The organism is Lysinibacillus telephonicus, from assembly GCF_003966145.1.
GTDB lineage: Bacteria > Bacillota > Bacilli > Bacillales_A > Planococcaceae > Ureibacillus > Ureibacillus telephonicus.
Window position 1 is genome coordinate 1 of record NZ_RXNR01000089.1, and the last position, 14,022, is coordinate 14,022.

The 14,022-nt window shown below is 33.2% G+C and carries 15 protein-coding genes and 2 pseudogenes; 2 read left to right on the plus strand and 15 right to left on the minus strand.

Going from position 1 to position 14,022, the window contains the following annotated elements; translation table 11 throughout:
- Positions 1–410 precede the first annotated feature (410 nt).
- Positions 411–800 carry a penicillinase repressor BlaI gene (gene blaI / locus EKG35_RS18710; protein WP_126296060.1) on the minus strand — a complete coding sequence of 130 codons (390 nt, stop codon included), beginning with the start codon at positions 798–800 and terminating at the stop codon, positions 411–413.
- A 61-nt stretch (positions 801–861) separates the two neighbouring features.
- Positions 862–2,628 (minus strand): BlaR1 family beta-lactam sensor/signal transducer, encoded by a 1,767-nt coding sequence (locus EKG35_RS18715; protein ID WP_185807822.1) that lies wholly within the window; start codon positions 2,626–2,628, stop codon positions 862–864.
- Between the two features lie 348 nt (positions 2,629–2,976).
- Between EKG35_RS18715 and bla the strand changes: the two genes are divergently transcribed.
- On the plus strand, positions 2,977–3,900 hold the full coding sequence (bla, locus tag EKG35_RS18720; RefSeq protein ID WP_126296062.1) for a class A beta-lactamase: 924 nt from the start codon (positions 2,977–2,979) through the stop codon (positions 3,898–3,900).
- A 511-nt stretch (positions 3,901–4,411) separates the two neighbouring features.
- Here bla and EKG35_RS21175 read toward each other — a convergent pair.
- The 13 genes and pseudogenes from EKG35_RS21175 to EKG35_RS21505 all read right to left on the minus strand — a co-directional run bounded on the left by EKG35_RS21175 (position 4,412) and on the right by EKG35_RS21505 (position 13,542).
- The gene (locus tag EKG35_RS21175; protein WP_221766341.1) at positions 4,412–4,693 is read right to left on the minus strand and encodes a GNAT family N-acetyltransferase; all 282 of its coding nucleotides are present in this window, start codon (positions 4,691–4,693) and stop codon (positions 4,412–4,414) included.
- A 636-nt stretch (positions 4,694–5,329) separates the two neighbouring features.
- The gene (locus EKG35_RS18730) at positions 5,330–5,719 is read right to left on the minus strand and encodes a hypothetical protein (protein ID WP_126296063.1); all 390 of its coding nucleotides are present in this window, start codon (positions 5,717–5,719) and stop codon (positions 5,330–5,332) included.
- 196 nt (positions 5,720–5,915) lie between these two features.
- Positions 5,916–6,536 (minus strand): NAD(P)-dependent oxidoreductase, encoded by a 621-nt coding sequence (locus EKG35_RS18735; protein ID WP_126296064.1) that lies wholly within the window; start codon positions 6,534–6,536, stop codon positions 5,916–5,918.
- A 244-nt stretch (positions 6,537–6,780) separates the two neighbouring features.
- On the minus strand, positions 6,781–7,509 hold the full coding sequence (locus tag EKG35_RS18740; RefSeq protein ID WP_126296065.1) for an MOSC domain-containing protein: 729 nt from the start codon (positions 7,507–7,509) through the stop codon (positions 6,781–6,783).
- A gap of 457 nt (positions 7,510–7,966) precedes the next feature.
- A complete protein-coding gene (locus tag EKG35_RS18745) occupies positions 7,967–9,040 on the minus strand; it encodes a DUF4179 domain-containing protein (protein WP_126296066.1) in 1,074 nt (357 codons plus the stop codon).
- The gene (locus EKG35_RS18750) at positions 9,024–9,566 is read right to left on the minus strand and encodes a sigma-70 family RNA polymerase sigma factor (RefSeq protein ID WP_126296067.1); all 543 of its coding nucleotides are present in this window, start codon (positions 9,564–9,566) and stop codon (positions 9,024–9,026) included. Before EKG35_RS18750 ends, EKG35_RS18745 begins: the two co-directional genes overlap by 17 nt.
- 346 nt (positions 9,567–9,912) lie before the next feature.
- Complete coding sequence (locus EKG35_RS18755) at positions 9,913–10,155, minus strand: hypothetical protein (RefSeq protein WP_126296068.1); 243 nt, start codon at positions 10,153–10,155, stop codon at positions 9,913–9,915.
- Positions 10,156–10,373: 218 nt separating this feature from the next.
- Positions 10,374–10,618 (minus strand): annotated as a pseudogene (locus EKG35_RS21375) (DJ-1/PfpI family protein); the annotation flags it as partial.
- Positions 10,619–10,869: 251 nt separating this feature from the next.
- On the minus strand, positions 10,870–11,574 hold the full coding sequence (locus tag EKG35_RS18765) for an ABC transporter permease (protein ID WP_126296069.1): 705 nt from the start codon (positions 11,572–11,574) through the stop codon (positions 10,870–10,872).
- A 4-nt stretch (positions 11,575–11,578) separates the two neighbouring features.
- Positions 11,579–12,346, minus strand: coding sequence for an ATP-binding cassette domain-containing protein (locus EKG35_RS18770; RefSeq protein ID WP_185807823.1), 768 nt, complete (start codon positions 12,344–12,346; stop codon positions 11,579–11,581).
- Between the two features lie 489 nt (positions 12,347–12,835).
- Complete coding sequence (locus EKG35_RS18775; RefSeq protein ID WP_126296071.1) at positions 12,836–13,060, minus strand: DUF3997 domain-containing protein; 225 nt, start codon at positions 13,058–13,060, stop codon at positions 12,836–12,838.
- 75 nt (positions 13,061–13,135) lie between these two features.
- Positions 13,136–13,306: a DUF5412 family protein gene (locus EKG35_RS21500; RefSeq protein ID WP_281274638.1), complete on the minus strand. Its 171-nt coding sequence runs from the start codon at positions 13,304–13,306 to the stop codon at positions 13,136–13,138.
- Complete coding sequence (locus EKG35_RS21505; RefSeq protein ID WP_281274639.1) at positions 13,294–13,542, minus strand: DUF5412 family protein; 249 nt, start codon at positions 13,540–13,542, stop codon at positions 13,294–13,296. Before EKG35_RS21505 ends, EKG35_RS21500 begins: the two co-directional genes overlap by 13 nt.
- Positions 13,543–13,882: 340 nt before the next feature.
- On the opposite strand from EKG35_RS21505, the pseudogene EKG35_RS21380 reads away from it, so the two are divergent.
- A pseudogene (locus EKG35_RS21380) lies at positions 13,883–14,022 on the plus strand (IS3 family transposase); the annotation flags it as partial.

Below are 14,022 nucleotides of genomic sequence, written 5' to 3' on the forward strand. Positions count from 1 at the left end.
TTCTTTTCCAATGAAATCACCTCTATACGCTCCTAACTCTATGAAGTTAGGATTATTTTCATATAAAAGTGGCTCACTTTTCAACTGCGATGGTGGCTCAGTTTTAGCTTATCAAATACATATCTGGAGTCGCCGTCCAATTTGTACAATAAATGTTCTTTAATTAGACTAACTAAGCCATAAAATAACTGGCCAAACAAAAAAGCCGAATTCCTTATTGATCAGGAAGTTGGCTTTTTTAGGTTGAAATTCGTTTAATCGTACTGAATGTTCGATACCCAGTTAAAAACTCTAGATGTAAAAACCATCTAGAAAAATATTATAAATGCAAAAGAAATACACAATGACTTGACAGTTATTTTACTAAAATCCATACGACAAAAAAGAATGTCTTAAAATATTTGCATTCTTTAATGAGGTTGTTTTTTCTGCTTTGGATCCAAAATGGAACGTAATTCCTGAATATCCTCTTCGGATAAGGAGTCTTCCTGGATAAACTGGACCAACATTGACTTCAGTGCTCCACCATAAATTCGTTTAACAAAAGATTCCGCCTCCGCATGCTGGCATTCGTCCTGCGAATATAGTGGGAAAAAAGTATAAATCCTTTGTTCTTTATTCACACCAACTACATTTTTTTTGACAAGACGATCTAAGAGAGTACGTATGGTTTTAGGTTTCCAATCTGTCCGTTCCTGTAGAGTGGAAATCACATCATTAGCAGTAAGTGGTGCCTCTTCCCAGAGTACCGTCATAATTTCCCATTCAGATTCAGAGATACTAGGAATTTTTTTAGACATTCTGTTCCACCTCCTTTTGTAGCTCAAAAGATTTTCGTAGTATCTTTTTATCAAGCTTTACTTAATATATTCCCTTGTCCTTCAAAATGGATAAGGTCATTTCGGCTGCCCTTTCTCCAGAGGCATTTTCTTCATTCTGTATATTTGTTGCAAAGAAATACGTATTTTCTCCGTTCTCTACATATCCGATAAACCAACCATTTATTTCTTTGCCATTGACGGTGCCTGTTCCCGTTTTTCCATAAAGAATCTTTTCATTTTTTTCCTCGAGTTTAATTGCCTCTTTAACGGTTTGAATGTTTTTTTCCTTAAACCCTAATTGATTTGTATACAAATCCTTTAATAATTGTACCTGTTCCACTGGAGAAATTTTTAATGATGATTCTAGCCAAAATTCATTGATTCCTCCAGACATGTCTAAATTACCATAATTGATTCGTTTCAAATAAGAATGGATAATCCCAGCCTTGGTTCTTTTATCTAATTCCTGAAAATACCAAGTCACTGAATTTTTCATCGCCGTCGTTAAATTTTGTTCCGAATTCCAAGAATCAAAGGGATATTGTGTGCCATTCCATTTTATCGTAGAGTTTTCATTTGATATGATTTTTGATTCCAGTCCAAACAATGCACTATAAATCTTATAAGTAGAATTCGGAGATACTCTCAAAGTACTTTTATTTTTATTATATATTTGATACTGATCAGTCTGGATATCATATAAGACAAAGCTCCCATCATAGCCGGTAAAATGCTCACTTAGGTCCATATAAAGAGCCTTTTCATCTTTAAAATCATAATGATTATTATCATTAGCCATGGCAGAAATTAACGGAATCTGACTAGCAACCAATACCCCTAAAATAGTAAAAATCGCTTTACTTTTTAGCTTCAAAATCTTTGATTCTTTTTTATAGGAAGCAATACGTTCTATGCGACTTTTAATTTGCTTTTTGGAGCCATGAAATTGATTAGCTAAAATAAAGTTTTTCTGTCGTGAAACTTTGGCTATAAAATTAATGATTGTTATCCCATATTCTCTATGACAATTCTCATCTAAGGAACTTAATACCGCATAATCACAGGCAATTTCACGATCTAATCTCATTTTTCGAAAAGCAATCCAAACTAGTGGATTGAACCAGTAAATGATTTGAAAAATAACGATGAGATAATTCGTAGCTATATCCTTAGATTTATAATGATTAAGCTCATGCAAAAAAATATATTTGATTTCATCCATAGACAGCCATTCGTCAAAATTGCCAGGCAACACGACATAATTTCTGAAAATGCCAAATGTCATCGGAGATTTGACATACGGTGATTCCCCTACAACTAAATTTCCCGATATATTCAATTGCTCTTTGCACTGTTCAAACAAAAACTGCACGCCTTTATTTTCCAAAGGGTATGTTGTTCTTTTAATTTTTTTTACTTCAAGCCATGCCTTTACTGCCAGAACGGTCATGGTAAGCAGCCCAGCGATCCATATACAAGCTGTAATGATATTTAGATATTCCAGATTATACCGATTGACAGATATGGAATAGTCCTGAATCCAATTTGAGTGTTGAATATCCTCTGTAATCATATTGGAAGGACTTGTTCCGTTACTTTGGTTGACATCCAAAGCACTATAGGAATATTCAAAAGGTAATAATTGAACTGGAATAAAAGGCAGTATCAATGCAAACAACAATAAAAACCATAAATTATATTGCCCTTTTGGTGATAATTGTTTTTGGAATACTCTCCTCACCAGTATAATTCCTGAAATGGTTAAAGAAGACACTATAAAACAGATAATAAAGTATGTAAAAAACATGTTATTAACCTCCATGTCTCACCGGTCACACTAAAAATTCCTCGGACTTTGTTGCTTTCTACTTAAAGCGGAAAGTTAAATAAAAACTTTTTCATAAATATAACCACTTCCCAGAATTACAACTGTAATATTCAAATAATATCACGCCAGTTCCAGTTTATCAATCTATCCTATTTAGAGAAATATTTTGATTCTTAAAGGTTGACCAAAACAGATTACGAATGTAATATTGTATTACACGTGTAATACTTGTATTGAGAAAGGTGGAGATTTAATCGATTCAAGCCAGTAAAACGCCGATGAATAAACTTTGAAATATATCATTTAATAGAAAAGAGGTTATGATTAATGCATACATTATGCAGACTACATAAACATAAGGGAACCCTCCTTATATCAATATTCATTCTAATCATGCTAGCTGGTTGCACGAATGCTGCCACTTCACCTGCTCCCCCGCCCGAACAGGAAACCAAAGAGGAAGCAGGAGTTCATGCAGAAGAGACATTTAGACAACTTGAGAGTCAGTTCGATGCCCGCTTGGGAGTATATGCAATCGATACTGAAACGGGTAAGAGTACCTCCTATCGAGCAGATGAGAGGTTCGCCTTTGCTTCTACTTACAAAGCACTTGCTGCAGGTGCAATTCTTGAACAGAAATCATTGAATGAGCTTGATGAAATGATTACTTACACGAAGGATGATTTGGTCACATATTCACCGATCACAGAGAAACACGTAGATACAGGATTGTCTCTAAAAGATATTGCAGAGGCTGCAATCCGCTACAGCGACAATACAGCAGGGAACCTACTTTTCAATAAACTGGGAGGTCCTGCAGGATTTGAATCTGCACTTAGGAATATTGGAGATATGGTTACAGAGTCAGATCGCTTCGAGCCTGATTTGAACTTCATAGTTCCAGGAGACACCCGTGACACAAGTACACCGAGAGCACTTGCCACAAGTCTGCAAACATACGTGATTAGTGACTTGCTTCCTTCAGAAAAGCAGGCACTCATAAAAGATTGGTTAGTTGGGAACACCACTGGAGATACACTAATCCGAGCTGGTGTACCTAAAGACTGGGTCGTTGGTGATAAGAGTGGTGCAGGAAGTTACGGCACAAGAAATGACATTGCAATTGTTTGGCCACCTGATCGTGATCCAATTGTCATCGCTATTCTATCTGACCGTAATATTGAGGACGCTACTTATGACGATGCTCTTATTGCAGAGGCAGCAAAAATCGTAATAAACGCTCTAAAATAAATAATATACAAATAAGACGGAAGCTTACTAGTATATATCGTTATCGGAACTAGCTATACCTTTAATTTATTTAAAATATATAGGTGTTATTTTTCACAACTAATTTTAAAACCCAGCTACTTTCATGCGAAAGATTAGCTGGGTTTATTAATTATTTTCCCATTCATTTATTCAAGAATATAAACGCATCCATTAGTAATATAACGAACTAATAGCTTTTTCCACTTTCTAGTTACCATAAAAATTCGGAAAATCAAATACATGTTCTGTTTTCATCAAAAATAAAGGTGTAGTTTTCCCAGTAGCTATGAACATTAGATATTTCTATCTCCTCCATTGAGTTGAAGAATACAGATATTAGTAAGATTGAGGTAACATTTTAATAAAGTACTTTGGGGATTCAGTAAACCCTTGTCGCATATAAAACCTATGTGCCTCTTTTCTCCTTGAATGGCAATGCACTTCAATTCTATCACAATTTCTTTTAATAGCTAAATTAGTACAATATTCTTCACATCTTACGCCCTATTCCCTTACTTCTAATGTTTTTATCAACTGCAAAATAACTTATTCTTGCGAAATCTCCCTTTACAGCTAATTGTGGTATAAAATGAACTGAAATGAAGGCAATGACATTTTTTTCTTCTTCAAATACCAATAATTCCTCATTCGGGTCCATAAGAAGTATTTGAACTTTTTCTTTTAAAAAAGGTTCGGTATTTGGATAATCCAACTGGTTTAATAACAAAGAAATCTGCTTGCAATCATCAATACATGCTTTTCTAATCCCCATTCATTCCACTCCTCAAATTTTCAACTGTTCCTTATTATATTTATATTCATCTACTAAAGGTTAATATAAAACTATTTAAATATTGAGAGTGAGAAACAGATAAATACGGTACCACTAAATAAAAAAATTAGACCTAAACATAATATCCAAGCCAAATAGCTTGTTAAACTTAAACAGTCCCATAATTCTAAAATATATATTACGACTCTTTTCCTAAGCGAAAGCCCATTAACATCTTTTAAAGTTTCCTTAAAATCTTTAATACCTATTAGAAATAATATTAAACCAATAATCAAAAGTAAAATTCCTATGAGAAATCCATCCATGTTCATATGCTATCTTTCCTTACTTTGAACTTAGTGTTCATCTAAATAAGTATTCATTTGTGTATATTTAACATAATAGAATAGCCAATAAACTGTCTCGTCAGCTAAAATATATTTTAACAATCTCCCTTATATTTTAGCACCAATATCCAAGTAGATTGTTTATTTTTAAGAGGATAGCCGTTTAAAAGAAAAAGACGTGTTCCTAAATAAACACGCCTGAATGCTGAATATTTAAAAATAAAAAGAGGTACATATAAATCTTTCCGGTAATTTTACTAAAGACCTTGTTAGTACAATAAGAAATAGGTCAAACTATTCTCCTTCTTAGCAAAGAAACGATTAAAGTCAGCGCAAATAAAGCAATTACTATATGTGGAGCTGCGAATATCCAGTGAGCAACAAAATTACTTGTTGGCGTCCCATCGGATATACTACTCCCACTAAAGATAAACCATAACAAAATAGCAGGGATTTGAATTAACAATACAAAAAATATTAAAACACCTTCTATTACATTATTGACTTTATCTTTAATTAATCCTTGGAAGACAACAATTCCTCCTAAAACAACAGCTATTAATCCCCAAGTAACTACTTCTGATTCAGTTTGACCAAAAAATTGAAGTAAATAAAGTAACCCTGTTAATGCCGTTAATACTCCTAAAACAATTTCCAATTTAGATGAACTCTTTATCATTATTCATCCTCCTCAAAAATTTTTCACATTGCATTAACCTACTTCGATAGTTTAAGTGCTTCCACACAACATCATCTAAACTTTAACATAATATTATTACAGAAAATGTCACTTTTGATAAAAAACACGCGTATTTAAATAAACGCGCCCTTTAATGGAATAATTACATTATTTAATAGGGCGATACCTTCATTATTTAATAGGCAATACCTACACGCATTTTTATATAATCACTGCTTTTTATTTGGCTATATGCAAATTCAGCAGTATCCGGCACTGAAATTTTAACACCACCCTCTGGCAAAAAATTACTATCCGTTCGATATTTACCTAACCTTTCCCCATCCGGTAAATATGTAGGACAGACAATCGTCCATTCGAGTTTTGATTGTTTAAGCATATCGTAGACTTTATGATGTTCTTCGGCTGCACGGGTTGACTTTTGCTTAGATTCACTTGATTGATAACGTAATAAATTTGGGCTAACTCTACTTTGCAAGATACCTGCAGTTCCTATAGTGATAATTCGTTTTATACCTTCTTTTTCCATAGCTTCGATAATAAATGGCATACATTCTGATAGAGTGGTTGTCCCATCTGTATTGAGCGCACTAATAACAACATTAATTCCATGCAGTGAGCGTAAAATAGCATCTTTATTCAAACCATTACCTTGAATAATAGTTAAATTTTCATGATTTATTTGAACCTTTTCTGGAGTCCGAACTAGCAGAGTAACATGATGACTATCGTGAAGGGCATGAGTAACTATTTTAGCTCCAACTCGTCCAGTTCCACCTAAAATTAAAATATTCATTAAAACGAATCTCCTTTTAAGAATTAAAATATTACGCAAACTATAAAAACTATTATATCTTTTTTTAATATAATTAAGTTTGGAATACTTTAGTATATTAATCCCTCTAAAATTTAGGTAGGAGATTTAGTTTTCTTTAGAGAAGTTGTTCCACCAATCTTGCCCCTTCATGAAGAAAGATGCTTTCACAATCTTTAAATAAGAAACATTTTTTATTTTATTTGTTTTTTGGCAAAGCAAAACTTTATTCAAGAAGAATGACTTCATCACCCACATGAATTTCACCAGTTTTTATAACAGAAGCATATACGCCAAAATAATTGCTTCTTTCTTTTACAACTGTTTTTAGCAAAGTCGCATCTCTTTCTGCACTTTCAGGATTAACGGTAATAATCATACATCTTTCACAATGCCTTTTTAATTCTATTTCAACTTTATTCCCTATCCTAACTCGTTTACCAAACCATTGTTCTTCTATAAAGGGGATTTTTTCCTTTAATGCTATAAATAAATTAGGTCGAAAACGTCTATAATCAATCTCTGATTTTCCCCATATTTCTTTCAATTTATCTAATGAAGCATCAGTAACAAGTTGAATGTGTTCTTCTTCAATTGCTCCTAAAGGTACGTGAGTAGGGGGATATGTAACAACAGAAATTTTCCGTTTCGATTTGTGCTCAATTTCATTCGTTAATTCTTCATCCCCCCAATTAAAAATCTTACCTTCAGGTGTCAATATTTCAACTTTGGGATATACATCCACCGACTCTTTACCTACGAATCTTGCTTTATATCGAACCATTTCTGGAAACTGTGTTATTGTTAAAAACTTTCCAGGCCTTGTTTCATCTAAAAAAGCATGACTACGGTCTCCGTACAAGCCATACTCCATTAATTTTGTTTTTTGTACGCTCTCCCCATAAAAAGATTTTACAGGATGACGAACAATCTCCTTGATTTGACCAATTAGCATAAAACCCCCCCTATTTTTTGTCTATTTTATCATACATTGTTAATTATTCTGCCCTTAGTTTAAGTGTACTCCTTCACAATGTCTAATAACGTTACTAAAAAAGCTGGCCCCATTGCAGAAAAAAACATTGTGTCCTATAATTGTAGCTTTAAAATAAAATTTGATCAAAATACCTTAAAAACCCAATTTTAAAAGAACCCGTTTTGAAAAAAGATTGATCATTTTCTTTGTGAAGTATTGTACATTTTTTATAAAAAAGTTTAATCATTTTCTAACTGCAAACTTCAACAATTGCGCACTTGTTTTGAAGATTACATTTATGATAAGACTTTATTAACATTCAAAAGATAGTACATCTGCTAACCTTCTAGAGGAACTAACATGGCTGCAGTAAAATTAATTATTTACCTAAATTATGAAAAAAAGAGCTTAATATCAGCTCTTTTTAAACAATAATTTATTGTGGAATATTCACTTTAAAGGAGTCAAACTCAACCGACTTTATAGAATCACCTTTTAATTCTAACTCTTTTTCCTCGCCGTTTTCGTCAATTTCTACTCCTCCCCCGCTCGACGGAATGACTAAGTAAGGAGTGATTGTCAATTCAGTAACAGGAGACCCCACGGGATCAAATTGTTTATTACTTTTAAACACTATTCTATCCTTAACCCTTTCCCCTGAAACTCCACCCGAGCGGCCTGTAATTTCATTTCCATCTTGATCTACTACAAGGAATTCAATATATCCTCCACGACTTAGGTCAAAATCAACTTCCTCTTCAGAACTCTCATAGGCAATACTTAAACCTGTTTCACTATAAGATATTTCTGTTACAGTTAGATTCAAGCCATCAACTGACTGTGTATGGTAAACAGGAATTTTATAAATATCAGTAATTTTTTTAACAGGAGTTGTGAAATACCACTTCTCTCCATTCTCACCCCGTAATATTAACCCAAGTTCGAACTTTTCCGGCATCTCTTCAGTTATATTGATTTCTTGAATGGCAGTCCGAGTTGTTGACGAAAGTTTCTCTTCTCCATAGCTCCCAGTAGAATTGCTAGGCAACTTTCCATTAATTGTATAGTCCATCCCTGAACCAAAATAATCTGGCTCAAGGTACTTCTCCGATTCGATTAAAAGACCTATCGTAATATTATTTTGATCGTATAGAATTTCATTAAGCGTAACGGAAATCCCATTAATCGTCTGTGTCTCGCCTATTTCATTTATTAACCCATTTTCTTGGGCTCGTTGTAAACCGACTATATCCGAATTCCCGAAAATAGAACCGATAATCGGTATATGAGACAAACTGTTTGCCAATGCAGGAGAGTAGTAAGACGAACCAAGCAATATTGCAAAAACAGCTGCCACACAGCTTAAAGCGTAGGTTGCTTTTCTTCTCCAATGACCCACTTTAATATGCTTTGTATTTGAATGCTCTTTAGCTTGAATTATTCCCGAACGAATAGCTGAACGAACTTCATCTTGTGGAAACTCCTTAAATGGATCATGTGACTTTTTCATTTAATTGATAACTCCTCTCTAACTCACTTTTTAATTTTTTCTTAGCTCTACGTAAATTCGTTTTTACTGTACCAACCGGAACCTCCATAATCTCGGAAATATCTTTAATGGACAGGTCATGATAGTAAAACAAGATGATGGATGTTTGATAGGACGAATTCAACCTCGATAGCGCCTCACTTAAATGAAAAGATTCTATCTCTTCGTCCTGTTTTTGATCTAATTTCTTCAATAATTCGCTATTCTCATAAGGAAACACTTGGTCTCTTTCTCTTAATAGCCGATAACATTCGCGAATTAAAATTCTAAACAGCCAAGTTGAAAAATATTCTGGATTTCGCAATTGTTTTATCGCAAGGAATGCATTATACGCTGTTTCTTGAATAGCATCTAAAGCATCCTCTTTTTTTCTAACGTAAGAAAGCGCTTTGTAATATAACATTTTTTCTTCTTTAAAAAGCAGTTCTTCAAAGGCTTCAACGTCTCCATCTATCGCCCGTTGTACAGTATTTGGATTATGTTTCATCGTATCATCATTCCCTCCTCTCACTAATTAGAGTGATCTAGATAAAACAAAAGTTTCAACTTTATCATTTTTCCTAAATTATTAAAAGTTTCAATTATTTAAATTTAAAACTAACAAAGATATAAAGATAAAAAAAAGTATGTTTTGATCTGTAATCAAAACATACTATAATTAATTATTTATAAAACCTGTCCAACTAAATACAACGTTAGTTTAAGTGTAATCCTTTACAACCTCAATTGCATTAAATAAAAATATATGTTTACTTTCCTCCACAATCTGATCCGATTGTTGAAGTTCTTTATTCAATTAAAGCGACTCTTTAGTGCAATAACAATTACTTAATTTAGTTATGTTTCGACAGTGAATTCCAAACCAATATTGTCCCAATTAAAATTTGAACAATACCTAAAATATACGGAAACCACCCCATTATTTCATTAAGTACTGTAGCAAATTTTCCAGGAGGATAGCTCCAACCTGTAAGATTTGGTATGTACGTTGCAATTGCTAAATGCATAATACCTAACAAAATTGTTCCCGAAAGAATTAACAAAGAACCTATAAGATAATATTTGTTTGGATTCATATTTCCTCTCCATTTCTTTTTTCCACTAACCTGCTTGTAAGTTTAAGTACATTTCTTCCAATTTCCCTTAAACATTAACATAAATATCCAATTATTTTAAGTCATTTATTCCTTTAAATGGACCTAAACTGCAAAACGAGCGCCACTTCCTCAAGAATGGCGCCCAGTTGTTGAAGAGCAGAACCTTAAATTTCAAAACTTATTCGCATTTGGAACGATCACTTCTTCGGAACTTCCTGATTCGTCGTAAAGTTGATCGGTGATATTCCTTTCGCTTTCCACACCGTACCTCTTCGCTCGTACTCGAATAACCTTTCTACGGCATTCGCGATTTGAGGACCTAACTCACGCTCAACTAAATACAAGGATACGTCAAGTCCCGAAGTTACGCCTCCCCCACTCAATAGTCGAGGAGATCTTCAACGACTCTTGCATTAATCAGAATTGCGCCGGCAGCTTCTAACGCTTTGGAAGTAAAACTCTTCCTGAATTCGGATGATAAACGATTGCTGCTAAGATTAAAATGTGTAGAGAATTGTTACGTATCATCGATTGTAAAACATACATTTCAAGTATTCCAAAGTTTCGTTCTTGTTAAGCAATCTGGCCCTATAACTGAAAAAGGTTCAATTACTCTTCAAGAATTGCGGCCTTTTAATTGAACATCATATATACTGTATAGCTTTTACAAATATTCATAAGTTAGTAAAGCAACTAACTTTCTTTTTTTATAAAAAGAGGAACTAACATGACAGCTCCGATGATTAGATAACTAACTACAAAAATACTATCGATTATTACTGGTGTATTTATTAGTACTTGATCTTCGCCTTCCATATACCCTATCACCTTGAACACGGGAGGGAAGACCCACAAAATCCATTTAAAAAACAATGATATTTCGATAATTGATTTTGAGGCGAGTGAAACTACGATTATAAATACAGACGAAAGCCAGGCGTATTTTTTTGTTGCAAGTTTAGTAGCGGAAAATAGGGTTCCTACTAATATCCCAAATGCCATAAAGACCAAATGGCTGTAAAATGCATAAGCATATAGCTGAATTGACATATTCCCTTTGAAGCTATCTGTTATGATTGGGAAAAAAATTGCAAACAAAAGTAAAGGTATCATTACTATTAGAATAGTTAGCCATTTGCCAAATAAGTAACTCACTTTTCTTTTAAGATGAGATATTAAGATATGCTTTTCGCTTTCTTCATCCAATGTAAAAATGGACATTGTAATCCATGTCATAATTAAGTACATTACAATAGATGATACTGCGTAACTGCTAAGTATTGGCACATTTTTATAGGCATATAAAATAAACACCCATGCAAAAAAAATAACAACGGGTGGGATAAATTTTAATGAACGAACATAGCTTATTATTTGGTAACGGATAAAAGCTGACAACTTACTACCTCTTCTCTGTTAATTCAAATATTGAACATCCTCTTTGAAGCAACATGGCTATTATCTTATCAGACTCTTTCGCTGAAACAATTATTTCAACAGAATCTTTCCCTATAAATTTATGTCTAATAGACGGAATCTCTGTTATTATCTCTTTAGTGGGGATACTTGCTCTTATGTATCTAAATTTTTCCTTTTTGATTTTTGCAGCATCGTAGACAATTCTTCCACTCTCTACAGTTAAAACCCTATCGGCTAATCCTTCAATTAGTAGTGGATCATGTGCAGTAAAAATAATCGTTTTTCTCCCTTGGAGAGAATTTAGCTGATTCAAAAGCTCGATTTTTGCTTTATCATCTAACCCAGTTAGCGGCTCGTCCAATAATAATAGATCAGGATTCTTCAGCAATGCCTGGATAATTCCGGCTTTCTGCTTTGTCCCTTTTGAACAATTCTTCAAAGGGGTGGTTAGAAAGTCTGTAATTGCAAACAGCTCAGCATAATTCTCAATTCTTTTTAAAATTCCTTCATCCCATTTACAAGTCATTTTACCCATTAACATTAAATAGTCTTTTAATTTGAATCGGATACTTTCTGGAAAGTGTTCAGGTACATATCCTATGTTAATTTGAGATCTCTTCACTTGCCCGGCAGTTTCTTCAAATATACCCCCAATGAGTTTTAAAAGGCTGCTTTTCCCTGATCCATTAGTTCCGGTGATTGCCACTTTTTCACCTTGTGAAATACTTAAAGAGACTTCTTTAAGAATCATTATTCCATCAATTTCCTTGCAAGCTTGATTTGCCTCGAATATTTTCATCAAAAATCACTTCCATCTTCCCTCATTTTACTAGCAGAAATAAAGGCAAAAATCTACATTTTCCTAAAGGTACCCTTCATAGATAATAGACCGCTTATTTAATTATACAGTAATTTCCACACAAGTTAGTAATCAATCATTATTATCATTACTAAGAGTTAATTCAAGGAGATTACTCCATTAAATGCCCCTTTAATGAAAAATGCACTTTCCTTATTCAGGAAAGCGACTGATTGTTTAATACAGTCTAACCATATATTTTAAAAAGTTATTAAATGGTTGGAGTTATTTTCTTAAACTTTCAACTTCTTTTAGTTCTATTTCACCAATACTATACTCCCCTAGTTTACTAACAAATTCATCGTATTCTAATGGCCCTTCAATTTCTTCAGAATCTATGTTTAGAATCCAGTAATAATCTTCTTCAGTAGAAGGTTCTATTTATTTACAATAAATAAAACGATTATTCCATCCTACTTCTACAACCTTAGAAGGTATTAAATCTTCGCCCCACCAGCCTTCTTCAGTTTTTTGGGCAATGGTAACTTCATTTGCAGAGGTTCTAATAACTGAATAATTACCAGGTAAATCGATATCGTAATCCCCCAAACCTGCACAACCAGATAAAAATATACAACAAATTATTATGCTCATTAGCTTTTTCATTTATAAAATCATCCTCTATAAATGTTGATATATCAAAGCTTTATTCCGTTTATACTTAACTATTAACAGTGTGTATTAATTAATCCCACTTCTATAATCATAAGTTTCGTGAGGTAATTCTAGTTGTACATTATTTATAATCACTGTACTATCATCTAACCATTCAATAGTTGCATTTTCCTCTCGATATCGCCAATAGATTTTCTTTGTCCTTTTATTTTCTTTATTTAAAACTAATTCCCCCAACACTGCATATGAAACTGTAGCACCTCCTTAGATAAATAAGCATTGATTGTATATGTCCCATTTGGAGAAGTGGATTGATTAATTAATTCGTCTTTAAATCTACCCCAATCAAAGAAAAGCCAATATATTCCGTAACCAATGATACCTGCAAATAATAAAATCCATATTAAAACTACTGTAAGAATTTTTTTATACGTTTTCTTCATTTCTACTTTATAATGTATATTAGAATACATTGGTGATTCCTCCGTAAGATTAGAATCTAGAGTTTCGAGCACTACTATCTTAAATTTTAATTATGGCAAAAGTTTCAATGTGAGGAAATTGTTTTTCTTAAATTAAATAAGACGCATCCCTTATAAAGAGGGCACTGCAAAAAGAAAGAAACTTTAAAAAATACTACAAAAAAGTCTCTAGTAATTTAAATTTTTTATTACCAGAGACTTTTTTGTCATTATTGCCTATAAAAAGCCCTTAGTGGGCTCGCACTGACCTAAAAAAATGAGACAAATAAAAACACCTTTCGTTGAAAAACGGGTATTAAACCTATAAATCCAACGTGGAGGTGTTTTTTCTATGGGAACAAGAGTTAGTTATCCAGTAGAAATTAAAATGAAAGCAATCGAAATGAGGTTAGCAGGAATACCTGTTAATCAAGTTTTAGAAGAATTGAATATTCGAAATTATACACAACTAAAAACGTGGATGAAGTGGTA